This window comes from Agrobacterium sp. rho-8.1 (assembly GCF_033957725.1).
GTDB lineage: Bacteria > Pseudomonadota > Alphaproteobacteria > Rhizobiales > Rhizobiaceae > Agrobacterium.
Genome location: NZ_CP192788.1, coordinates 2,305,884 through 2,328,711, shown reverse-complemented (window position 1 = coordinate 2,328,711; position 22,828 = coordinate 2,305,884). Strand labels below are relative to the sequence as shown.

17 protein-coding genes and 1 tRNA gene are annotated in these 22,828 nt (G+C 57.0%); 14 read left to right on the top strand and 4 right to left on the bottom strand.

Annotated elements, in window-relative coordinates; translation table 11 throughout:
* Positions 1-6 precede the first annotated feature (6 nt).
* From tolA to glmM, 7 genes are all read left to right on the top strand, one after another.
* A complete protein-coding gene (gene tolA / locus RMR21_RS11575) occupies positions 7-1,191 on the top strand; it encodes a cell envelope integrity protein TolA (RefSeq protein WP_498668159.1) in 1,185 nt (394 codons plus the stop codon).
* 81 nt (positions 1,192-1,272) lie between these two features.
* Complete coding sequence (gene tolB, locus RMR21_RS11570) at positions 1,273-2,586, top strand: Tol-Pal system beta propeller repeat protein TolB (protein WP_498668158.1); 1,314 nt, start codon at positions 1,273-1,275, stop codon at positions 2,584-2,586.
* A gap of 212 nt (positions 2,587-2,798) precedes the next feature.
* On the top strand, positions 2,799-3,332 hold the full coding sequence (gene pal / locus RMR21_RS11565) for a peptidoglycan-associated lipoprotein Pal (protein WP_498668157.1): 534 nt from the start codon (positions 2,799-2,801) through the stop codon (positions 3,330-3,332).
* 155 nt (positions 3,333-3,487) lie between these two features.
* Positions 3,488-4,498 (top strand): tol-pal system protein YbgF, encoded by a 1,011-nt coding sequence (gene ybgF, locus RMR21_RS11560; protein ID WP_498668156.1) that lies wholly within the window; start codon positions 3,488-3,490, stop codon positions 4,496-4,498.
* A gap of 4 nt (positions 4,499-4,502) precedes the next feature.
* On the top strand, positions 4,503-5,846 hold the full coding sequence (gene tilS, locus RMR21_RS11555) for a tRNA lysidine(34) synthetase TilS (RefSeq protein ID WP_498668155.1): 1,344 nt from the start codon (positions 4,503-4,505) through the stop codon (positions 5,844-5,846).
* 154 nt (positions 5,847-6,000) lie between these two features.
* Positions 6,001-7,947 carry an ATP-dependent zinc metalloprotease FtsH gene (gene ftsH / locus RMR21_RS11550; RefSeq protein WP_498668154.1) on the top strand — a complete coding sequence of 649 codons (1,947 nt, stop codon included), beginning with the start codon at positions 6,001-6,003 and terminating at the stop codon, positions 7,945-7,947.
* 208 nt (positions 7,948-8,155) lie between these two features.
* On the top strand, positions 8,156-9,508 hold the full coding sequence (glmM, locus tag RMR21_RS11545) for a phosphoglucosamine mutase (protein ID WP_498668153.1): 1,353 nt from the start codon (positions 8,156-8,158) through the stop codon (positions 9,506-9,508).
* A 56-nt stretch (positions 9,509-9,564) separates the two neighbouring features.
* Here the strand turns inward: glmM and RMR21_RS11540 are convergent, their stop codons facing one another.
* Both RMR21_RS11540 and RMR21_RS11535 read right to left on the bottom strand, forming a co-directional pair.
* Positions 9,565-9,858, bottom strand: coding sequence for a hypothetical protein (locus RMR21_RS11540; protein WP_498668152.1), 294 nt, complete (start codon positions 9,856-9,858; stop codon positions 9,565-9,567).
* 462 nt (positions 9,859-10,320) lie between these two features.
* On the bottom strand, positions 10,321-12,219 hold the full coding sequence (locus tag RMR21_RS11535) for a putative bifunctional diguanylate cyclase/phosphodiesterase (RefSeq protein ID WP_498670148.1): 1,899 nt from the start codon (positions 12,217-12,219) through the stop codon (positions 10,321-10,323).
* 483 nt (positions 12,220-12,702) lie between these two features.
* On the opposite strand from RMR21_RS11535, the gene RMR21_RS11530 reads away from it, so the two are divergent.
* From RMR21_RS11530 to RMR21_RS11500, 7 genes are all read left to right on the top strand, one after another.
* Complete coding sequence (locus RMR21_RS11530) at positions 12,703-13,509, top strand: outer membrane protein (RefSeq protein WP_498670147.1); 807 nt, start codon at positions 12,703-12,705, stop codon at positions 13,507-13,509.
* A gap of 212 nt (positions 13,510-13,721) precedes the next feature.
* Entirely contained in the window at positions 13,722-14,900 is a 1,179-nt protein-coding gene (locus RMR21_RS11525) for a phosphoserine transaminase (RefSeq protein ID WP_498670146.1), read from the top strand.
* Positions 14,901-14,977: 77 nt separating this feature from the next.
* Positions 14,978-16,573, top strand: coding sequence for a phosphoglycerate dehydrogenase (gene serA / locus RMR21_RS11520; protein WP_498668151.1), 1,596 nt, complete (start codon positions 14,978-14,980; stop codon positions 16,571-16,573).
* 204 nt (positions 16,574-16,777) lie between these two features.
* Entirely contained in the window at positions 16,778-17,842 is a 1,065-nt protein-coding gene (locus RMR21_RS11515; RefSeq protein ID WP_498668150.1) for a Tim44 domain-containing protein, read from the top strand.
* A gap of 373 nt (positions 17,843-18,215) precedes the next feature.
* Entirely contained in the window at positions 18,216-19,403 is a 1,188-nt protein-coding gene (locus tag RMR21_RS11510; protein ID WP_498668149.1) for an OpgC family protein, read from the top strand.
* Between the two features lie 197 nt (positions 19,404-19,600).
* A complete protein-coding gene (mnmA, locus tag RMR21_RS11505; protein WP_498668148.1) occupies positions 19,601-20,797 on the top strand; it encodes a tRNA 2-thiouridine(34) synthase MnmA in 1,197 nt (398 codons plus the stop codon).
* A 134-nt stretch (positions 20,798-20,931) separates the two neighbouring features.
* Positions 20,932-21,008, top strand: a tRNA-Met gene (locus tag RMR21_RS11500).
* Positions 21,009-21,386: 378 nt separating this feature from the next.
* On the opposite strand, the gene RMR21_RS11495 is transcribed toward RMR21_RS11500, so the two are convergent.
* Together RMR21_RS11495 and RMR21_RS11490 are read right to left on the bottom strand one after the other, a co-directional pair.
* On the bottom strand, positions 21,387-22,007 hold the full coding sequence (locus RMR21_RS11495) for a hypothetical protein (protein ID WP_498668147.1): 621 nt from the start codon (positions 22,005-22,007) through the stop codon (positions 21,387-21,389).
* Between the two features lie 25 nt (positions 22,008-22,032).
* Positions 22,033-22,350 carry a PepSY domain-containing protein gene (locus RMR21_RS11490; RefSeq protein ID WP_498668146.1) on the bottom strand — a complete coding sequence of 106 codons (318 nt, stop codon included), beginning with the start codon at positions 22,348-22,350 and terminating at the stop codon, positions 22,033-22,035.
* Positions 22,351-22,828: the final 478 nt, after the last annotated feature.

The following is a 22,828-nucleotide window of genomic DNA, read 5'->3' as shown; positions in this document are numbered from 1 at the left end:
CTCGGTATGAAGGGCAGCGTCACCACATCTGCGATCGTGCACGCCTCCGTGCTGGCTATTGCCTTGGTTTCCCTGGGCTCGCCGGCACCTTTGGAGGTGTCTCAGGCTGAGTCGATGCCCGTCGAACTCGTGTCCGTCGAAGAGATGACGCAGATCCAGCAGGGCGACAAGAACGCGCCCAAGGCCGAAAAGGCTGCTCCTGTTCCGACCACCCGTCCTGACATCGTTCCCAATGCCCAAAACGCCGGCAACAACAGCGCCGATCTCGACGCGCCGCCGACGCCGACGGAAAAACCCAACAATAACGACAGTGCCGCGGCTCCTCCCAAGCAGGAGAAGCCAGCGCCTGTTGTGGATACCAAGCCCAACGACGTCAAAGACATCGTCAAGGAAGAGACGTCTGCGCCAAAGCCGCAGGAAACGGCGTCACTGCCTATTCCAAAGCCGGAAATAGCAACGCCGCCGACGCCAACACAGCCTCCAGCGCAGCAACAGGCGCAGGAGCCTACGCCGCAAAATCAGGAACCGGCGGAAATTCCCGTGCCGCCGAATGTGCCGCGTCCGAATTCACGGCCAACTCCGCCTGAGCCGAAGCCGGAACCGCCCAAGGAAGCCGAGCAAAAACCGGCTGAGCAGAAGCCTGCTGAAAAACCTGCGGAAAAGAAGCCGGAGCAGGCCAAGTCGACAGAGAAGCCGTCCGACAAGAAACCAGCAGACCGCAAGCAAGAGACCGCCAAGTCTGCCGCTTCGCAGGCCAGCGAGTTCAACGCCGACGACATCTCAAAGCTACTGAACAAGCAGGCCCCGTCCGGCGGCGGTGCGAAACGGTCGACCGAAACCGCATCGCTGGGCGGCAAGAAGACGATTGGCACCGGCTTGAGCGCCAGCGAAATCGACAATGTCAGAGGCCAGATTCAAAACAACTGGAATTTGACTGCTGGTCTGACAGGGGTTGAAGAGGTGCGGGTTGTCATTCGCGTATCTCTCGACGAGGCCGGAAATATTGTGGGGACACCCGAGATCACTGCGACAGGTGGCCCGGAAGGAACGCGTCGCGCTGTCGAAAGCAGTTCGCGCCGTGCTCTTTTGAGGTCTGCGCCTTTGAAAAACCTGCCTCGCGAGAAATATGACGGTGAAAAGGGATGGAACACCCTGGTTCTGAACTTTGACCCATCCGAATTTGCGACTTAAACCGACAGTTTTGGGACCGATGACGACACATAAACCCAACTCGATGTCCAATTTTTGTATGAAGCTGAAAGGCTTGTCTCAATGATCAAGTTCTCTCTCCTGCGCGCGATGATGGTTGCCTCCGGCATGCTGTTGTCTTTCGTTGCAGTCACACCCGCCAGTGCCGAAGTTCAAATCAACATCAACAAGGGCAGTGTGCAGCCGTTGCCGATCGCCATCACCGACTTCATGTCGGGTGACGGTATCGGTGCGCAAGTCTCGCAGGTCATCGCAGCCGACCTCCAGCGTTCCGGGCTGTTTGCACCCATCGGCAAAAATGCGTTTATTGAAAAGATCAGCAATCCCGATCAGCAGCCGCGTTTTGAAGACTGGAAGGTCATCAATGCTCAGGCACTGGTCACCGGTCGTGTGACGAAAGAAGCTGATGGCCGCCTGCGCGCCGAGTTTCGCCTTTGGGATACGTTCGCAGGTCAGCAGATGAGCGGCCAGCAGTTCTTCACCCAACCGGAAAACTGGCGTCGTGTGGCCCATATTATTGCCGACGCGATCTATGAGCGCGTAACGGGCGAAAAGGGTTACTTCGATACCCGTGTCGTTTTCGTCTCCGAAAGCGGTCCGAAGACCGACCGCAAGCGTGCGCTGTCGATCATGGACCAGGATGGCTTCAATGTTCGCAATCTGACGACCACCAAGGATCTCGTCCTGACGCCGCGTTTTTCGCCGAGCCGTCAGGAAGTGACTTATATGTCGTTCGAGGGTCAGCAGCCGCGCGTCTATCTTCTGCAACTGGAAACCGGACAGCGTGAAGTTGTCGGCAACTTCCCCGGCATGACGTTCTCCCCGCGCTTCTCGCCCGACGGGCAGAAGGTCATCATGAGCCTTCAGCAGGAAGGCAATGCCAACATCTACACCATGGACCTGCGTTCGCGCACCACAACGCGCCTGACCAATACTGGTGCCATCGACACGGCGCCGTCCTATGCGCCGGATGGACAGCGCATTGCCTTTGAAAGCGACCGTGGTGGCCGTCAGCAGATTTACGTGATGAATGCCGATGGTTCCGGCCAAAACCGCATCTCCTTCGGCGATGGTTCCTACTCCACGCCAGTCTGGTCTCCACGAGGCGATCTGATCGCCTTTACCAAGCAGTCGGGTGGCAAGTTCTCCATTGGCGTGATGAAGCCGGATGGTTCCGGCGAGCGTATTCTGACCTCGGGCTTTCACAACGAAGGGCCGACATGGGCACCAAATGGCCGCGTGCTGATGTTCTTCCGTCAGGCAGCAGGTGCCGGTGGTCCGCAGCTCTATTCGATCGATCTGACCGGATACAACGAGCAGATGATCAAGACGCCGACATTTGCATCCGATCCGGCATGGTCGCCGCTTCTGGATTGATAACGCCATTGTGGCGGGATGTTGCAAGCATGCCGCCATATTTTCTACACCTGTGATACCGGGAGCTGTCTCTGCTTTTGCTGCCAAGTTGTTGTGAGGGCGCAAAAAAAAGCGGGACATTTCCTTTCTGTTAACCATAATTGTTTGGGGGCAATTAACTGCATTCGGTTATTGTCTGGCAACGTTACTGAAATTCTAAGGAGAGACCGGCTATGAGCCGTACAAACACTTCGGCACTCGGCCCGATGCAGAAAATTGCCCGTAACCCGGCTGTTATCGCCTTGACGCTGGCGCTTGCGCTGGCTGGTTGCGCCAACAAGAAGAACATGCCCAACAGCGCCGGCGAACTTGGCCTTGGTGGTGGTGCAGGTTCTGCGACGCCTGGGTCCGCACAGGACTTCACCGTCAATGTCGGCGACCGCATCTTCTTCGATACCGACAGCACGTCGATCCGCGCAGACGCGCAGCAGACCCTGCAGCGCCAGGCCCAGTGGTTGGCCCGTTACCCGAACTACGCCATCACGGTCGAAGGTCACGCCGATGAGCGCGGCACACGCGAGTACAACCTTGCACTGGGCGCACGCCGTGCAGCCTCCACCAAGGAATTCCTCGCTTCGCAAGGTGTTCCTGCAAACCGCATGAGGACTATTTCCTACGGTAAGGAACGTCCGGTTGCCGTTTGCGACGACATTTCCTGCTGGTCGCAGAACCGTCGCGCTGTCACCGTTCTGGGCGGCGCTCGCTAACGGTCTCGCGATTGTGTGATGATTTTTGAGAGGCGGTCTTCGGGCCGCCTTTCTTTTTTCCATAGTTTGGCCGAACTTAAGTTGCTTTTTGACGCCAAATGGAAAAAATCCGGATTTGCGTCGTTGGGGCGCAAATCAACCAGACAGGACGCAACATGAAGAAACTTGTCGTGGCGGGAATGCTGGGGCTTGCAGCCTGCACCGGCTTGGGCGGCGTGGCCGTCTCGGGGCCGTTGTTCGGTTCGGGTGGGGCCTTCGGCACGTTGAATACGCAAAATGCACCTGTCGTGAAGGTGCAAGCAAACGATGCCTATCGTGTCCAGCAACTCGAGGAGCAGATTCGCCAGCTGAACGGCCGTATCGAGGAAATGAGTTTCCAGTTGCTGCAAATGCAGGAAACGATCCGTAAAGCCCAGGAAGACAACGAGTTCCGTTTCCAGGAGCTTGAAGGTGGCAAGGGCGCCGCACCTGCACCGAAGAAGAAGGCGGAAGCCGACATTCCATCGGTCGGCCCGCAGGATGACGTTGCAACCATCATTGAAACGCCGTCCCAGGGCGGCGCTTCAGTGGGTGGCGGTGAGCAGGGGACAGGTCCGCTGGCGGCAGCGCCACGCAGCAATGCGGCTCCGGGAGCAAGCACGCTCGGTTCCATCGAACTGGATTCGCGTGGACTGCCCGTTGGTGGTTCGATGAACCCGAACGCCAATAACTCGGCTGGCAAGCTGCCTGGTGTCGAGACCGGCCGTTCAACGACTACCGATCCCGTCAATACAGCGGCGCTCACCAGCGAGAACGATATCTATCAAGCCGCCTACAGCCACGTTCTGTCCGGCGACTACAAGGCTGCGGAAAAGGGTTTCGAGCAATATATCCAGGGCTACCCAAAGGGTGCAAAAGCAGCGGATGCCAATTTCTGGCTGGGCGAAGCCCAGTATAGCCAAGGCAAATTTACCGATTCTGCCAAGACGTTTCTGAATGCTCACCAGACCTACAGCAAGTCGCCCAAGGCACCCGAAATGCTTTTGAAGCTTGGAATGTCGCTGGCCGCGCTCGACAACAAGGAAACTGCCTGCGCGACCCTTCGCGAAGTGCCCAAGCGCTACCCCAGCGCATCCAAGACCGTCCTGGGCAAGGTTACCAGCGAACAGAAACGCCTGAGCTGCTGAGCCAGTGACGACCGCTGACCATGGCAGGTCGTCTTCAGTGACGCCGGTTGCGCCCCTTGAGGCTGCTCGGCTTTTTATCCAGAAAATTTCAAGGCCGTCCTGTGTTCTCGTCGCCATTTCCGGCGGTAGCGATTCCACCGGATTGCTGTTGGCGCTGCATCAGGCCATTCGCGATCTCGGCAGGCAGGATGTTTCTCTTAAGGCCGTTACGATCGACCACACGCTCCGTCCTGAATCGGGGGAGGAAGCCGAAGGCGTTGCCGTTTTTTGCCGGACCCTTGGTGTCCCGCATCACCTTCGCCGTTGGGAGGGTCAGAAACCGAAGACAGGATTGTCTGCGGCGGCGCGGCTTGAGCGTTATGCGCTCATTGGAACGGTCGCAGATGAGATCGAGGCCGATATGGTCGTCGTTGGCCATACCCTGGGTGACCAGCAGGAAACGATCGCCATGCGCGGTGCCCGAAGCGAGCGACCGGACAATCTAGGTCTCGCTGGCATGGCGGATGCGGTGCTCTACGACGCGCGCCACTGGGTCATTCGTCCCTTCTTGAACGTGACACGACGGGACATTCGAGATTTCCTCGTTGCGCAGGGACAATCCTGGTACGACGACCCCAGCAATGACGATGCGAAATACGAACGCGTGCGGGTGCGCAATACACCTCGCGACGCCGAGGGGATGTTGATTGATCAGTCAATCAACCGGGCGGCGGCATCATCGGACGCCGCCCAACTCATCGGACAATACGCAATATGTTGCAGCTATGGGCTCGTTGCACTGGATGCAGGGTGTCTGAGTGGGAACTCAACAACGCTTCGACATGCGCTTTCTGCTCTTGCCTGTGTCATCGGTGGTCGGCGGTTCGCTTTGGCCGCTGCGAGCATGGACAAGGTCCTGTCCTTCGCCCTTGCTGGCGAGCAGGGACGGGTGACGGCCAGCCGGGTAGTGTTCGAGCGACGCAAGGGCGCCCTTTATCTGATGCGTGAAAACAGAGATGTTCCCGACGTGACGGTGGTCAGAGGTGCGAGCGTTCGATGGGATGAACGTTTCGATATCACGAATGGGTCAAACGAGGATGTTGTGGTTCGCGGATTTGGCACGGTCGATATGTCGACGCCTCATGACAATGCATCTTCCGTTCCGCTGAGCATCGTCAAGCGCGCCGTTCAGGCGATGCCGATCTACGGGGGGGAGGGCGCCGCACCATCGTTGACACCACCGCCTGGGGTGACCAGTCAATTCAGGCTCGCGCCTTATGATCTCTTTCTCACGCGATTTGATTTTGAATTGGCGAAGACCATTGCGAGGCTTGTCGGCCGGTCTGCCTATCCGCAGCCGCCTGTTTGAAGGTGCAATGGCGAGAAAAACGATTTTTCTCAGAGTTTTTACCGCAAATCGCAACTCATCTCTTCGCCTGCCTTGGAAACGGCAACTGTCCTCCTTATGTTAAGCGCAACATAATGGCGGGCGCACATTCGCCCGTTGCAGTTCGGGGAGTTCGATGAACCCAAATTTTAGAAATTTCGCCCTATGGGCAGTGATCGCTCTGTTGCTGATCGCTTTGTTCAGCATGTTCCAGACGTCGCCGTCACAATCGGCGTCACGAGAGGTTGCCTATTCGCAGTTTTTGAGTGATGTCGACGCAGGGCGCGTCCGTGAGGTGACCGTTACCGGCAACCGCGTTCTCGGCACATACACCGAAAGCAACACGGCGTTTCAGACCTATTCGCCTGTGATCGATGATGCGCTGATGGACCGTCTCCAGGCAAAGAACGTGGCTATCAACGCGCGTCCGGAAAGCGATGGTTCCTCTGGTTTCCTGAGCTATCTGGGCACGCTTCTGCCGATGTTCCTTATTCTGGGCGTCTGGTTGTTCTTCATGCGCCAGATGCAGGGTGGTTCACGCGGAGCGATGGGCTTTGGAAAATCAAAGGCCAAGCTTCTGACCGAGGCCCATGGCCGTATTACCTTTGACGATGTCGCAGGTGTGGACGAAGCCAAGCAGGATCTGGAAGAGATCGTTGAATTCCTGCGTGACCCGCAGAAGTTCCAGCGGCTGGGCGGTAAAATCCCACGTGGCGTTCTGCTTGTCGGTCCTCCAGGTACAGGTAAGACCCTGCTGGCACGGTCTGTCGCAGGTGAGGCCAATGTTCCGTTCTTTACGATTTCTGGTTCGGACTTCGTTGAAATGTTCGTCGGCGTCGGTGCCAGCCGTGTCCGCGACATGTTCGAGCAGGCCAAGAAAAATGCGCCTTGCATCATCTTCATCGACGAAATCGACGCAGTCGGTCGTCATCGTGGCGCTGGCCTTGGCGGCGGTAACGATGAGCGTGAGCAGACGTTGAACCAGTTGCTGGTCGAAATGGATGGTTTCGAAGCCAATGAGGGTATCATTCTCATCGCTGCGACCAACCGCCCTGATGTTCTCGACCCCGCACTGCTTCGTCCAGGCCGTTTTGACCGCCAGGTTGTCGTGCCAAACCCTGATATCGTTGGCCGTGAACGCATCCTGAAGGTTCACGCCCGTAACGTGCCACTGGCACCGAACGTCGATCTCAAGGTTCTGGCGCGTGGAACGCCCGGTTTTTCCGGTGCGGATCTTGCAAACCTGGTCAATGAGGCAGCGCTCATGGCGGCACGTCGCAACAAGCGTGTCGTGACCATGGCTGAGTTCGAAGACGCCAAGGACAAGATCATGATGGGTGCCGAGCGCCGCTCGTCTGCCATGACCGAAGCCGAAAAGAAGCTGACGGCCTACCACGAAGCCGGTCACGCGATCACCGCATTAAAAGTTCCGGTCGCTGATCCGCTGCACAAGGCAACGATCATTCCGCGTGGTCGCGCACTTGGCATGGTCATGCAGTTGCCGGAAGGCGATCGCTACTCCATGAGCTACAAGTGGATGGTATCGCGCCTCGTCATCATGATGGGTGGCCGTGTTGCCGAAGAGCTGACGTTTGGCAAGGAGAACATCACCTCCGGCGCGTCTTCCGATATCGAGCAAGCCACCAAGCTTGCCCGCGCGATGGTGACGCAGTGGGGCTTCTCCGATGCCTTGGGTCAGGTTGCCTATGGTGAAAACCAGCAGGAAGTCTTCCTCGGTCACTCCGTCTCGCAGTCCAAGAGCGTGTCCGAAGCAACCGCGCAGACCATCGACACAGAAGTGCGTCGTCTGATTGATGAAGCCTATACGGAAGCGCGTCGTATCCTGACGGAAAATCACGATGGCTTTGTTGCCATTGCGGAAGGTCTTCTGGAATACGAAACGCTGACCGGCGAAGAAATCAAGGGGCTGATCCGCGGCGAAAAGCCCGCGCGTGATCTGGGCGACGATTCGCCGAGTGGTCGTGGTTCTGCCGTACCGAAGGCCGGTACCAAGAAGGACGGCCCAACGGAAGCCAAGGATGGCGGTGAGGCCGAAGACGGCATGGAACCACAGCCTCGCTGATCTCTTCATGATCCAAATTTAAGGGCCGTCCATCAGGGCGGCCCTTTCGCGTTTTAACGTGTCTTGCGTGCACTCAATGGTTGGTAACAACATATATTGGCTGTTAGCGGTAATTGACGTGCTGTCGGCAGCCTTTTATGGCATTGAGCGAAAAAGGGACGTGGCGCGTATGATCGCAGCCCCTTCCGTGGAACAATCTGGAGCTCACATGACACGTCGCTATTTCGGAACCGATGGAATTCGCGGGGAATCCAATGTGTTCCCGATGACACCGGATCTGGCCATGCGTGTCGGTATTGCGGTGGGTACGATTTTTCGACGTGGTCAGCATCGCCACCGTGTCGTGATCGGCAAGGATACGCGCCTTTCCGGCTACATGCTGGAAAATGCGCTGGTTGCCGGTTTCACGGCCGCCGGGCTGGATGTATTCCTTTTGGGACCGATCCCAACGCCTGCGGTGGCCATGCTGACGCGCTCTTTGCGGGCGGATATCGGCGTGATGATTTCCGCCTCTCACAACCCGTTTGCCGACAATGGCATCAAGCTTTTCGGGCCTGATGGCTACAAGCTGTCCGACGAGTTAGAGCTCGAGATCGAAGAGCTTCTCGACCGCGATCTCTACGCACAGCTTGCCAAGCCGCACGAAATCGGTCGTGCCAAGCGCGTGGATGGTGACATCTATCGCTACATCGAATTCGTCAAGCGCACCTTGCCGCGTGACGTGACCTTGAGCGGTTTGAGGATTGCCATCGACTGCGCAAATGGGGCCGCCTACAAGGTTGCGCCTGCCGCTCTTTGGGAGTTGGGTGCCGAAGTCGTGACGATCGGTAATGAGCCGAATGGTACCAATATCAATTTCGAATGTGGCTCGACCCATCCCGATGCGTTGCAGAAGAAGGTGCATGAAGTCCGGGCAGACATCGGTATCGCGCTGGATGGTGATGCGGACCGGGTGATCATCGTGGACGAGCGTGGCCAGATTGTCGATGGCGATCAGTTGATGGCGACCATTGCCGCAAGCTGGGCCGACGACGATATTCTGCGCGGCGGCGGTATCGTTGCGACTGTCATGTCCAACCTCGGGCTTGAGCGTTTCCTGGATGACAAGGGTCTGACGCTTGCGCGCACCAAGGTCGGCGATCGTTACGTGGTCGAGCACATGCGCAACAACGATTTCAACGTCGGTGGTGAACAGTCGGGCCATATCGTTCTTTCGGATTACGGCACGACAGGCGATGGCCTGGTCGCAGCGCTTCAGGTGCTGGCGCGCGTCAAGCGGTCAGGTCGCCCGGTGAGCGAAGTCTGCCGCAAGTTCGAGCCGGTGCCGCAGCTGCTGAAAAACGTCCGTATTTCCGGTGGCAAGCCATTGGAAAACCCGGTGGTGAAGCAGGCTATTGCCGATGCGGAAAGTGCTCTCGCCAATAATGGTCGTCTGGTGATCCGCCCATCGGGCACTGAGCCGCTTATCCGTGTGATGGCAGAAGGCGATGATAGCGCGCAGGTCGAGCGTATCGTCAACGATCTCGTTGGTGTGATATCCAACGCCAAGACGGCGGCATAGCTGTTTCGCTCTGTCCATTTGACAAGAAGACCTTCCAGAGGCGAAGGAGTACGCGCCTATGGGCGCGTTTCCCGCTCGACCTTCATCTCGGCCATCTGGCCATCCCGCCTGCGCAATCGCTCCAGGCTTGCAAGACCATGTTCGTGACGCGCGATCGTGTCCGGCGGCAGCAGTGTGTAAGGCTGCGGGTCTTTCCAGACGGGTGGGTTAAGCTTGCGTAAATGATAGAGATAGAGTGCCGCAAAGCCCAGCGCGAAGACGCAAGGCATATAGATCAGCAGCACCTTGACACCATCCGACATCATGCGGAACGTTTGCAGAAGATCGGCCCAGAAACTGTATGTTTCCATTTCATTTCCCCATTTGGCGGCTGGACGCCATCCTGTTGAAACGGAAGCGACCGCCGGAGGGACGGACCTCTGGCGGCCGGGGAGTTAGAAAGCCGTAACTGGACGACCGCCCTGACCTTTAGGCGTGAGCCTTGAACATACGTCAGGACCTCCCCAGCCATATAAGAGGCAGAGAAGCTATATAGTCACAATGGACCGCCTCAGCCACAGATAATATGGCTGAGGGGTGTCATCACGGCCGACACCGGCCGCCAGTTAAGGGGTTTCTATGCCCCAAGACCGGCCCGTTATCTCCGGTCTCACTGCAACCATAGCGAAAGTTGCGCGGTTGGGAAATAGCTAGATTTAGCATGCGGCATGCTACGCGCACCGAGGCCGAGCTTGCTTTCGGTTTATGTCCAAACAGGTTTGCCCGGAACGGAAAGGCTGTTGTGTCAGAGGGGTGCTGGCCTTTTTTGCCCGTCAGGAGGCCAGCGGTTCTGCAGCCCTCGATATTTCCTCCGCGCACAGGAAATCGGCTATATCGCTCTCCGCCATGGGGCGAGAGAAGTAATATCCTTGCACCAATGTGGCCCCGAGATTGCGAATGACAGCCATTTGTTCTGCGGTTTCAACGCCTTCGACAATAGCGTCCAGCCCCATTTCACGGCTGAGGATCAGCACGGATTTGACAATTTTGTAGCTGGCCGGATTGCTTTGTACTTCATGGACGAAGCTGTGGTCGATCTTGATCTTTGTGAGCGGCAGCGAATGGAGCGATGTGAGGCTGGAATAGCCGGTTCCGAAGTCATCCAGTGAAATACCGCAGCCGATCTGTCTTAGCATCTCCACCGATTGCCGTGCTTGCCACGTATCGTGGATGAACGCCGTTTCGGTAATTTCGAGATCGAGGCGTGAAGCGGGAAAGCCGCTCGTCTCGATGATCGCGATGATGCTGATCACGGCTTCGGAACTGTTCAGATCCTGAGCCGACAGATTGAAGGACAGACGGATATCGGCCGGCCATTTGATGGCTGCATCTAGGGCTTTTTTCAACAGCGGCCGCGTGAGACTTCCGATGATGCCTGCGCGTTCGGCAATCGGAATGAACTGGCCGGGGGAAACCGGGCCCAAATGTGGACTGTTCCAGCGGGCCAGCGCCTCGAAGCCCGTCGTTCTATGCTGCGCGATATCGACAATAGGCTGGAAGACAGTGGAGAGTTCCCTGGTCAGGTCCGCTTGCTTCAGCGTTTGCTCTATGCGCGCATCGCGATGAATTTCTGCAACGTGCTGTGCGGTGAAGAGCGTGCTGTTGCCAGGCTTTCTTCGTTTGCCGTGATAAAGCGCATAATCGGCCCGGTCGAAGAGCTCGTCAGGCGTGGATGCAAGGTCTGGAAAAACGGCGATGCCGATGGAGCCGGAGATCATGATCGTGGCGTCGGGAAGGTTGAACGGCGAGCGCAGTTGGTCGCACATGCGGTTGCCGTCTCCCACGATATCATGGTCATGCGAGACCTCCGAAATGACGAACGCAAACTCATCGCCGCCGAGACGGGATAAAAACAGGTCCGATGAAGCGAAAAGCCGGCCAAGCCGGTTGCTGACTTCCACCAGAAGCCGGTCCCCCGCCGAGTGCCCGTAGAGGTCGTTGACGGGTTTGAAACCATCCAGATCGATCACACCGACCGCGAGCCGTTTGTTCTCGGCCTTCGCCGATTCAAATGCGTCCGCGAGGTGCTGGAAAAATGCCCGTCGGTTCGGCAATCCCGTGAGGCTATCGATATTTGCCAGCCGAAGGTTTTCGTTGCTGAGTGCCTGGGTCTGCTGCTGCGCAACGATCATCCGTTCGAAATTGCCATAATTCACGGTCAGCACCGCAAGCATGCCAAAACTGACCAGCAGGATGTTGATCGCGATGGCGAGGAAAGTCGGCTGGCCGGTGGTGGCGAAAAAGACGATGAAGGTGCCGTTGACGATGACCGCCACCATGAAGGCGGCAGAGCGAACATGCATCAGGCAGAAAATGCAAGAAATGACCGTGATCGCCATGTAAAAAGCGATGTGGGATTGCTGATAGGCGTTGCCATAGGGATAAAGCAGGAAAGACCAGAGCGTGAATGCGCCCGCTATGCCGATGGACAGGAGTTGGGTGCGCTTGAGAGCCGAAAGCGCCTGAGCTGCAGAAGGGGATTGCTTGCGCGATGTCCACCAGAAGACGACCCTGATGGCGCTGATCAACGTGAAGAGAGATGGCACGAAGATGGTCAGTAACGCCGGTGCAACCGACATATGCGTTGCCGCAAGCGCCCAAGTGCTGGAAATCAAGATGAAGTACATCATCGGCATCTGCTTGCAGAACGCGCGATATTTTGCCTTCAGCATATCCGGATTGTTGTCTGGAATGCGGAGGAATTCGATAATGTGATTCAAGGTCCTGCTCAATGCGTGACAATCCTGCCGTCGTTGCGGTGATGTTCGCGAGAATGCATCGCGCGGTCGTGTGGAATGTTATTTTTTGACCGGTCAGCGCATCATGGCTGCCTTAAACCGTGGATCGGTTAAGTGATCACAGGGCTTATACTGATGATGTCCTATGATTGTTGCGATTGGCACAATAATATTAGCTAACGAAACATTATTTTATATTGATATTATTACTTAAAGGCGCCGTAACGAAACATTCCCGAGCGCGTTGCAAGGGCTTCCAGCCTGCGTTCACCGCACATTAACCGTGAATGTTAGGAAATGAGGCGGCCATATCGGGATTTTAAGAGTGATTTAACTATTTTCCTTCAGATTTCATACATGAACAAATTAACGGGTCTTGCCGCGCTGGGCGCCTTTACCGTTTATGGAGCCGCAATCATGAAGAAGAGCCTGATCGGTCTTGTTGCCGTATTATTTGCGAGCCACACCGCATTTGCAGCTGATGTCTACCAAGAGCCACCACCGGCATTCGTCGATCAGGCGCCTGAAGTCGCCGTTCAGGAAGCCAGCGGCTGGTATCTTCGTGGTGATGTCGGCTATTCGTTCAACAAGGCGCGTAGCTTCGAATTTAGCCGTGCGAGTGGCGGAACGAACACTCTCATCCACTCTTCCAGAACCGACGCGGATGACAGTTTCCTCTTCGGCGCGGGTGCTGGCTATCAGATTAACAATTACCTGCGCACGGACTTGACGTTCGACTACATGGCGAAATCAGATTTTCACGGTCAGGCAAGTGCGGCGGGAGGCGGTGTTGATAATTTCAGCTCGTCGCTGCGTGCCTACAGCCTGTTGGCCAACGCCTATGTCGATCTTGGGACATACGGTCGCATCACCCCTTATCTGGGTGCGGGTATCGGTGGAGCACACGTGAAGTGGGACACAGTCAAACTTGATAGCGGTTGCTGCGAGTTTGAAGGTAAGGGCGATTGGCGCTTTGCTTACGCACTGATGGCCGGCGCATCCATCGATGTGACGTGTAATCTCAAGGCCGACGTTGGTTATCGTTTCCGACAGATCGGCAGTGGTGACATGTTTGGTGGCCGTGGTGCTGTCAGTCCAGGTCGTGACAAGGGTCTGACCTCGCATGAAGTGCGCATCGGTGGCCGTTATGTCTTCAACGGCTGCGATACCGCCCAGTATATTCCGCCCGCAGACATTCCGCTTCAGCCTGCGGTTTACAAATAACCGTCACGTTCAAGCTTTAGAGATGAACCGCTCGTGTCCATGCTGGATGCGGGCGGTTTTTGCTGTTTGGGCTTTTGGTTGCGTGGAGTCGCTGTGTCGAAATTCTTGTCGGCGGCGACATATTCCACTTGACCGGATCGGGCGAGAGGAATAGCAACGACGGCAGGCCACCTCTCCCTAACGAGAGGCTTTCTATCTGGAAGGATAGCATGATGACACAGATTACGAAGCCGGACCTGCGTCCGCAAAATTCTCATTTCTCTTCTGGTCCCTGCTCGAAGCGCCCCGGTTGGTCGCTCGACGCTCTTGCTGATGCACCGCTCGGTCGCTCGCATCGCGCCAAGGTTGGCAAAGCCAAGCTCAAGCAGGCCATCGATCTTACTCGCGAAGTTCTCAATGTTCCCGCCGATTATCGCATCGGTATCGTTCCGGCGTCCGACACTGGTGCCGTTGAAATGGCTCTGTGGTCGCTGCTCGGTGAGCGCGGTGTGGACATGGTTGCGTGGGAAAGCTTCGGTGCCGGTTGGGTCACGGACGTCGTCAAGCAGCTGAAGCTGAAGGACGTTCGCAGAATTGAAGCCGATTACGGCGTTCTGCCTGATCTTTCCACGATCGATTTCGACCGTGACGTGGTCTTCACCTGGAACGGCACGACCTCAGGCGTTCGCGTTCCCAATGCTGATTTCATTCCGGCAGACCGTCAGGGTCTGACGATCTGCGATGCGACATCTGCCGCATTCGCGCAGGATATGGATTTCTCCAAGCTCGATGTTGTGACCTTCTCCTGGCAGAAGGTTCTGGGCGGTGAGGGTGGCCACGGCGTCATCATTCTGTCGCCCCGTGCCGTCGAGCGTCTGACGACCTACGTTCCCGCATGGCCGCTGCCGAAGATTTTCCGCATGACCTCTGGCGGCAAACTGATCGAAGGCATCTTCACCGGCGAGACGATCAACACACCGTCCATGCTCTGCGTCGAAGACTACATCGATGCGCTGCTGTGGGCGAAGAACCTCGGTGGCCTGAACGCCCTGATGGCGCGTGCCGATGCCAATGCAAAAGTTATTTTCGACTTTGTCGCCGAGAATAACTGGATCGCCAATCTGGCGGTGGTTGACGAGACGCGTTCCAACACGTCCGTTTGCCTCAAGATCGTTTGCAAGGACGTGGCGGCTCTCGATGCTGCCGCGCAGGCCGATTTCGCCAAGGGCATGGTTGCCCTTCTCGAAAAAGAAAACGTGGCACTCGATATCGGCGCTTACCGCGATGCGCCATCAGGCCTTCGCATCTGGGCCGGTGCCACCATCGAAACGGCTGACATGAAAGCTGTCATGCCTTGGCTGAAATGGGCTTTCGAAACGCAGAAAGTTGCGGTTTTCAAGGCTGCTGCCTGACCTATTCCGGCCCTGCTCCGGTAGGGCCGCTCATGCCTCACTCTCAAGAATAAACCCATTTTCAAGGAGCCCATACAATGGCACCTCGCGTACTCGTATCTGACGAACTGTCGGAAACCGCCGTCCAGATTTTCCGTGATCGCGGCGTCGACGTCGATTTCCAGCCGAAGCTCGGCAAGGATAAGGACAAACTGGCCGAAATCATTGGCAATTACGATGGTCTCGCTATCCGTTCCGCCACCAAGGCAACGGAAAAGCTGATTGAAGCTGCGACCAATCTGAAGGTCATTGGCCGCGCCGGTATCGGTGTCGATAACGTCGATATTCCAGCAGCCTCGCGCCGCGGTATCATTGTCATGAACACGCCGTTCGGCAACTCCATCACGACAGCCGAACACGCGATTGCGCTGATGTTTGCCGTCGCTCGCCAGCTTCCTGCCGCCGACACGTCCACGCAGGCCGGCAAGTGGGAAAAGTCGAAGTTCATGGGTGTCGAAATCACCGGTAAGACGCTCGGTGTCATCGGTGCTGGCAACATTGGCGGCATCGTCTGCTCGCGGGCGCTTGGACTGAAGATGAACGTCCTGGCCTACGACCCCTTCCTGTCGCCAGAGCGTGCGCAGGAAATGGGCGTGACGAAAGTCGAACTGGACGAGTTGCTCGCACAGTCCGATTTCATCACGCTGCACGTTCCGATGACCGACAAGACGCGCGGTATTCTGGGCGCTGAAAATATCGCCAAGACCAAGCCCGGCGTTCGTATCATCAACTGTGCCCGTGGTGGTCTGGTGGATGAGGCAGCGCTTGCCGATGCCATCAAGTCCGGCCATGTCGCCGGTGCCGGTTTCGACGTGTTCGAAGTTGAGCCTGCGACGGAAAGCCCGCTGTTTGGTCTTCCAAACGTCGTCTGCACGCCGCATCTCGGTGCATCGACCACCGAAGCACAGGAAAATGTTGCACTTCAGGTTGCCGAGCAGATGTCGGATTACCTCGTCAAGGGTGCCGTTTCCAACGCCATCAACATGCCGTCGATCACGGCTGACGAAGCACCGCGCCTCAAGCCCTTCATCAAGCTGGCAGACGTTCTCGGTTCTTTCGTGGGTCAGGTGCAGGAAAGCGCCACCAAGGAAATCGAAATTCTCTACGATGGCGCAACCGCCAACATGAACACCAAGGCGCTGACATCCGCGCTGCTGGCCGGTCTCATCCGTCCGCAGGTGGCAGACGTCAATATGGTTTCCGCTCCGATCATGATCAAGGAGAAGGGTATCATCCTTTCCGAGGTCAAGCGCGACAAGACCGGCGTCTATGATGGCTTCATCAAGGTGACGGTGAAGACAGAGAATCAGGTTCGTTCGGTGGCCGGTACGGTGTTTTCGGACGGCAAGGCTCGTTTCATCCAGATCAAGAACATCAACATGGATGCCGATGTCGGCCAGCACATGATCTACATCACCAACACCGACGTTCCCGGCATGATCGGTTTCATGGGGATGACGCTGGGTGAAGCGGGCGTCAACATCGCCAACTTCCAGCTGGGCCGCGAAAAGGAAAGCGGCGATGCGATCGCGCTTCTCTACGTCGATGGTCCCGTGTCCGAAGAGGTGCTGGACAAGCTGCGCGCCAACCCGGCCATCCGTCAGGTCAAGTCGCTGTCGTTCAACATCGACTGAGCACTTCTGATATCAACACACGGCAATCATCACCCGGCACAGAAGAAATTCTGTGCCGGGTTTTTTATGTTTACGACCAGAGATTTATCTATGGTTGCATATCACGAAAAATTTTATGCCATGTCCCTAAAAATGATGATCCATAGTTGCTATATCGACGATAACGAGCCGCTCAATGGGAGGGTGGCGTAACAGGAGAAGACGATGTTTGCTGCCATCAGGCGCTTTAGGGGTGTGTTTGCGGTTGCCGCGCTGGGCATTGCCGTTTCATTCATTGCCGTTGACATGGCTGAGGCCAGACGTGCGAGCGGTGGATTTGGCAGCCGTGGCACGCGCACCTTTTCTGCGCCGCCGACAACCAACACCGCTCCTGGTCAATCTGCCCCTATCAATCGTAGCATGACGCCCAACACCAACCAGGCGACCCAGCCGGGTGCTGCTCAGCCGGCACGTCCGGGTGCGCAGGCCCCGCAACAGAGCCGCGGTATGTTCGGTGGCATGATGGGCGGTCTCATGGGTGGTTTGCTGATGGGCGGCCTGTTCGGCATGCTCATGGGCGGCGGCTTCGGCGGCATGGCCGGTTTCTTCGGCATGTTGCTTCAGGGTTTGCTGATCGGCGGTCTGATCATGCTGGCGATGCGTTTCTTCGCATCGCGCCGTAAGGGTCAGCCAGCGTTCGGTGGTGCACCCGGCAACACGTCGTCTCGTCATGATTATTCTGCACCGCAGACCAATCAGGGTTCGACGGGCGGGTTCAAAATCCCGCAGATGGGCTCCAAGGCCGGTGCTGTTGCAGGTGCTGCGGCAGCCACAGCCGCGCCCCGGGCGACACCGCATGAAAATGCGGTCTCGCAGGGCGATGAGATTGGTGTGACGCCTGTTGATCTCGAAACGTTCCAGAAAACCTTGCAAGACGTTCAGTCGGCTTATGCCGCCGAGGATTATGGCACGCTTCGCAAGCTGACCACGCCGGAGGCCATGTCCTATCTGGCCGAAGAGTTGAGCGACAATGCCACGAGTGGCGTGAAGAACGACGTTCGCGACGTGACGCTGTTGCAGGGTGACGTCGCCGAAGCCTGGCACGAAGAGGGCAAGGATTACGCAACCGTCGCCATGCGGTATTCCGCGATCGACGTCATGCGGGATCGTAACACCGGCAAGATCGTTCAGGGCAATGAGCACGAGCCGGAAGAATCAGTCGAGATGTGGACGTTTGTCCGCAACGGCAAGGCGGAATGGCAGGTTGCCGCCATTCAGGAAGCTGCTTGATCGTTTGAAATAAATCTCGCGGGAATTGTGGCCGGTGCAGGACGTGTTCTGCACCGGCCTTTTCGTTTTCAGATGCCTTGCAGGGCAGGGAAAAGCGCATTGTCGGCCATCAAGTGCTTGTTTCTGCTGGGCTCGATCTTTCCACGCAAATGCCTTTTTCCGTTCATCCAGCGTTCAGTCGTTCCCCTCTAACCAGAGCCGGAACACAGCAATGTGAAACTGACGCGAGCAGCAAAACGCGTTTTTCAGCGGAACCGTAGCTCTAAAACGGCGTTCACGATCCAAGTTCGGATGGTACCCCAAGAACCATCCCCTCAACCGGATCAGGCAACCTTAGCTCGTTAGGTTCCTGCGAGTATGGAGAGCAAGCAAGATGAAACGCTTCGACCTGATCGATGGAATGCGCGGGTATTTCCTCGTCTTCATGCTAATCAACCACCTCGTTTTTGCGGGCGGTCTGTGGCTGATGGAAATCAACCACAGACAGCTTGCCTTTGTTGAAGATGCTCAGGGCTTCGTCTTCCTGTCCGGTCTGCTGATCGGTATGGTCTACGCTCGCAAGATGATGAAATACGGATATGAGCAGGGCCGCGACCTCATCTGGGCGCGTGCACTTGAGCTTTACAAATATGCGATGGGCCTTGTTATTGCGGTGATGTTTGTCCGCATGATTATCCCGCACGCACCTTACATCTGGTACAATTGGCTCGGCATGACGTCGTTCGACGATCCGTTGCGCCTTGCAGCGATTGCGACCTTCCTGTTCCAGCCCACCTTCATGGACATTCTCCCACAATACATCGTCTACATGATCTTCGCTCCGCTGTTGGTGAAGCTCTGCCTTGATGGCAAGTGGGCCTATGTCATCGCCGGTTCGTTGCTGGTGTGGATGGCTGGTCAGCTTGGTTTGCAGCAGCTGTTTACCGCGCCGCTCAACGAGCTTGTCAAGGGTGCCGACGAGCAAGGCATTCGCGTCAGCTTCAATCTTTTCGGCTGGCAGCTCGTGTTCTACTCGGGCTTGGTCCTGGGCGCGATGACTGCGCAGAACAAGATTGCCTGGACGAAGATTTTCTCGCCTCAGCGTAGCTGGATTCCGAAGGCTGCTCTTCTCGTCTGCCTGTTCTTTGTACCGTTGCGGATCGCAACCGCTTGGAACCTGATGCCTGAATTCATGCTGGGCAAGTTCTCCACCATGGAAATCCGTGCAGACTTCGGTCCGGTCTACCTCATTAACTTCCTGGCCGTTGCGGTCGGGCTGACGTGGTTGCTGATTGCCGGCCCCAAGCACCACAACCCGCTGGTTCAGAAGGCTGCCGGCGCTGTGATCTGGGTTCTGTCGCTGAAGTTCCTGCAACTGCTGGGTCGCCATTCGCTTCAGGTCTATGTCTGGCACGTCGCCATCGTCTACGGCATCTACTATCTCGATGGCCGTACAGCGGAACTGACGCAATTTGAAAAGACCATCATTGCGCTGGTTGGCGTGGCGATGCTGGCTCTTCCAGCCCTGTGGCGTGAGCGGGACAAGTGGATCGGCAGCGGTCAGAAGACAGCTGGCGCCTGAAGCACTAAAATCCGAATTCTTAATGCGTAGAGGGCGGCCCTGCCGCCCTCTACTTGCGTCTTCGCTCAATTTTTTCTATATGCAGGCCAGAAAAATCTGGCTGAAGCCCGTGTGGATCGCGTGATCCCTCATCGGCTGGCCAGACACGACAGGCGGCGGGGCCTTGAACCTCGGTATGACTGACGATTGGAAAACTCGTGAACACGCTCGACTTTGATAAGAAGCCGGAAGACACCCGTATTGTTGTTGCCATGTCTGGCGGGGTCGACTCCTCGGTGGTCGCAGGCATCCTGAAACGCGAGGGTTATGATGTCCTTGGTATAACCCTTCAGCTCTACGATCACGGTTCGGCCGTTCACCGTGCAGGTTCCTGTTGCGCTGGACAGGATATCGATGACGCCCGCCGCGTCTGCGAAACGCTGGGCATCCCCCATTACGTCCTGGACTACGAGGCGCGCTTTCGCGAGACTGTGATCAACCCCTTTGCCGAAGCCTATGCCATGGGTGAAACGCCGGTGCCGTGTGTAGCTTGTAACCAGACCGTCAAATTTGCTGACCTGCTGGCGACTGCGCAGGAATTGGGAGCGGACGCGCTGGCGACCGGCCACTACATCCGCTCGCGCCTCAATCCCGTCCCCGAGCATCCCAACCGCCGTGCGCTCTATCGCCCTATCGATAGCGACCGTGACCAAAGCTGGTTCCTGTTTGCCACCACGCAGGAGCAGATCGATTATCTGCGCTTTCCGCTGGGTGGGTTGTCCAAGGCGCAAACGCGTGAGCTCGCGGAAGAGATGGGGTTGGTCGTCGCCAAGAAGGCCGATAGTCAGGACATCTGTTTTGTGCCGCAGGGCAAATATACCGATATTATCAACAAGCTGAAACCGAATGCGGCGCTGGTGGGCGATATCGTCCATCTCGACGGCCGCGTGCTGGGTCGTCACGATGGTATCGTACACTACACGATAGGACAGCGTCGCGGCATCGGCGTCGCCACTGGCGAGCCGCTCTATGTGGTACATCTGGACGCCCGTGGTCGCCGCGTCATCGTTGGCCCGCGCGAGGCGCTGGAAACCCACCGCGTCTATCTGCGGGACATGAACTGGCTGGGAGACAATGCACTTCTGGACGACGCCATCGGAGGCTTTTCCTGCTTCGCCAAGGTCCGCTCCACACGCCCTCCGGGAGAAGCGGTGCTGCATGCCGACGACAAGGGTATCTATGTGGATCTCGCAGTCGGGGAGGCGGGTGTGGCACCGGGACAAGCCTGCGTTCTCTACTCTGCCCCCGGTGCTGACGCGCGGGTCTACGGTGGTGGCTTCATCGAGCGCTCGGAACGCTCCGCAGACGCCGAAGCAGCACTGAAAGCCCTACTCCAAAACAAGGTTGCGGCCTGAAGTCGCTGAGGTTTTTGTCGCAAGACATAAAGCGACGTTTTTACGCATCTTGCGCTTGACACTCAAGGGAGCGGCACCTTATAAGCCGCTCATCCTTAGGGACGGATAGTAACGCAACTGTCACGTCCCTCTGTGGCGGGGTAGCTCAGGTGGTTAGAGCAGCGGAATCATAATCCGCGTGTCGGGGGTTCAAGTCCCTCTCCCGCTACCATTAATCTCTCAATGATTTCAATATTTAGAGCGAATTAGTCACGGTTGTAGGCTGTAGCGCGTTTCGGAATTTTGACACAGGAAGCCGGAATTTCTCACTTTTCCAAGTCTCGTGTCAAAGAATGACTTCGCCTGTTATTTTTGCTTTTCAGTAACACCTTGCCAAGGCAGGCTGATCTGTTTGGAGCGTCTGCCGAAGTGTCGGCGCGGCCACACACGGCTGTGATATCCGATTCTCGTTCTCAAGCCTTTTTTGCATTTCCAGCGAAAATCTCACGCAACGAAAAGGGCCGCCTTTGCAGGCGACCCTCTATTCGATCTTGCTGGTCGAGCGTGTCAGCCTTGGCATGAGGCAAGGTCTGAGCTCTCCAATTAAGGCTTACAGGCCAGGGCGGGGGTGGCGGTCGCGTTCCTTAGCGATCTGGTCTGCATCGTACGGATCGAGTGTGTCGTCGAACTGCTTCCAGCCTTCCTGATTGTAGGCTGTTCTGCGTTCAGTTGGGTCGACCCAGTTGGATCGCTGCAGGATCGCTTCTGCTTCGGGTACCATTGCTTCATCGACACGGGCGGTGACAATCGTACCGCCGCGGCGTACACCTTCGGCGTATACATGTGCATCTTCCTCGGATACGCCGGAGCCTGTGAGCGCGCCAACGATCCCGCCTGCTGCACCACCAGTGACCGCGCCTGCAACAACGCCAGCGGCCGTCGCTGCAAGCCAGCCTGCTGCGACAACGGGACCTACACCCGGGATCGCCATAATACCGAGACCTGTCAGGAGGCCGCCTGCGCCACCAACGACTGCGCCGATACCGGCACCAGTGCCCGCACCTTCGGCGGCTTTGGATTCGCCATCGACATCGCCACGGTGGTGACCATCGGTGTTGTGATTGTTCGAAACGATGCTGATGTCGCCCGACGGCACACCATGTGCCTCAAGGGCGTTAACCGCAGCGCGCGCATCGGAATGGTCGTCGAATAGTCCTGTGACAGTTTTCATGGATTCATCCTCAAATTGTGTTGGCTTACTTGGCGACGACGTTGCCCTGGTAGTCCAGAGCGACAGAGACGGTCTTGCCGTCCTTCATGCCCGATGCCATCCAGATGCCCTTATCGTTCTTCATGAGCTCTTTGACACCCGTCACGCCGTTTTCTTCCATGCGTGTCTTGGCCTGTTCTTCCGTGAAGCTGTTGGCGCCTTCTACAGGGGCGGGTGCATTGTTTGCACCCGGCGTGGCGACTGCGGGGGTGCTGCCGTCAGCGGTCGGTGCTGGTGTCGTCTGGGCCATAGCGGAAAGAGCGGACGCGCCAAGCAGCGCTGCCGCAACAATGATCTTCTTCATGGTGGTTTCCTCTCATGCGGGCCAGTCTCTGCGGCTCCGTGGTGATCTAACCGCCTCTACGGTCTTTCGTTCCATATTAGTTACATAAAATGAATAAGCATGGCGCGGCGCACTATTGTCCAACAATGTCGCCTTCCCGCCATTATCCTTGGTTCAATCAGGCGGTCGCGGCGATGCCACGTCATGTTTTTTTCGAAAGGACATTTGCGTCCTTCCCTCGTCACAGCATCCGTTTCGCTGACATCTGCGGTGACAAAAACAGCTAAGCTCTCGCAGAAATCAAGGCAGGGGACAGGCATCGTCGAAGAAGCTCTCCCCAGCGTCGCTCCCTCGCATCCTGGAACGACCGCGATTCTGGGTATCCGGAACTTTGACAAGGGAGGATGATAATCTCGAGGACAATTCGAACGCGCATTTGCCAAGTAACGCACCGCAGTTTAAAAAATTGACCTATGCCTAACGCGGTGGCGAATGTTGT

Bases quoted from the DNA above. Each gene is read 5' to 3' on its own strand.
- RMR21_RS11525 (WP_498670146.1), top strand. From the start codon at position 13,722: ATGACACAGATTACGAAGCCGGACCTGCGTCCGCAAAATTCTCATTTC.
- serA (WP_498668151.1), top strand. From the start codon at position 14,978: ATGGCACCTCGCGTACTCGTATCTGACGAACTGTCGGAAACCGCCGTC.
- RMR21_RS11510 (WP_498668149.1), top strand. From the start codon at position 18,216: ATGAAACGCTTCGACCTGATCGATGGAATGCGCGGGTATTTCCTCGTC.
- RMR21_RS11515 (WP_498668150.1), top strand. From the start codon at position 16,778: ATGTTTGCTGCCATCAGGCGCTTTAGGGGTGTGTTTGCGGTTGCCGCG.
- RMR21_RS11540 (WP_498668152.1), bottom strand. From the start codon at position 9,858: ATGGAAACATACAGTTTCTGGGCCGATCTTCTGCAAACGTTCCGCATG.
- RMR21_RS11490 (WP_498668146.1), bottom strand. From the start codon at position 22,350: ATGAAGAAGATCATTGTTGCGGCAGCGCTGCTTGGCGCGTCCGCTCTT.
- tolA (WP_498668159.1), top strand. From the start codon at position 7: ATGAAGGGCAGCGTCACCACATCTGCGATCGTGCACGCCTCCGTGCTG.
- RMR21_RS11530 (WP_498670147.1), top strand. From the start codon at position 12,703: ATGAAGAAGAGCCTGATCGGTCTTGTTGCCGTATTATTTGCGAGCCAC.
- pal (WP_498668157.1), top strand. From the start codon at position 2,799: ATGAGCCGTACAAACACTTCGGCACTCGGCCCGATGCAGAAAATTGCC.
- tolB (WP_498668158.1), top strand. From the start codon at position 1,273: ATGATCAAGTTCTCTCTCCTGCGCGCGATGATGGTTGCCTCCGGCATG.
- RMR21_RS11495 (WP_498668147.1), bottom strand. From the start codon at position 22,007: ATGAAAACTGTCACAGGACTATTCGACGACCATTCCGATGCGCGCGCT.
- RMR21_RS11535 (WP_498670148.1), bottom strand. From the start codon at position 12,219: ATGCTGAAGGCAAAATATCGCGCGTTCTGCAAGCAGATGCCGATGATG.
- ybgF (WP_498668156.1), top strand. From the start codon at position 3,488: ATGAAGAAACTTGTCGTGGCGGGAATGCTGGGGCTTGCAGCCTGCACC.
- ftsH (WP_498668154.1), top strand. From the start codon at position 6,001: ATGAACCCAAATTTTAGAAATTTCGCCCTATGGGCAGTGATCGCTCTG.
- glmM (WP_498668153.1), top strand. From the start codon at position 8,156: ATGACACGTCGCTATTTCGGAACCGATGGAATTCGCGGGGAATCCAAT.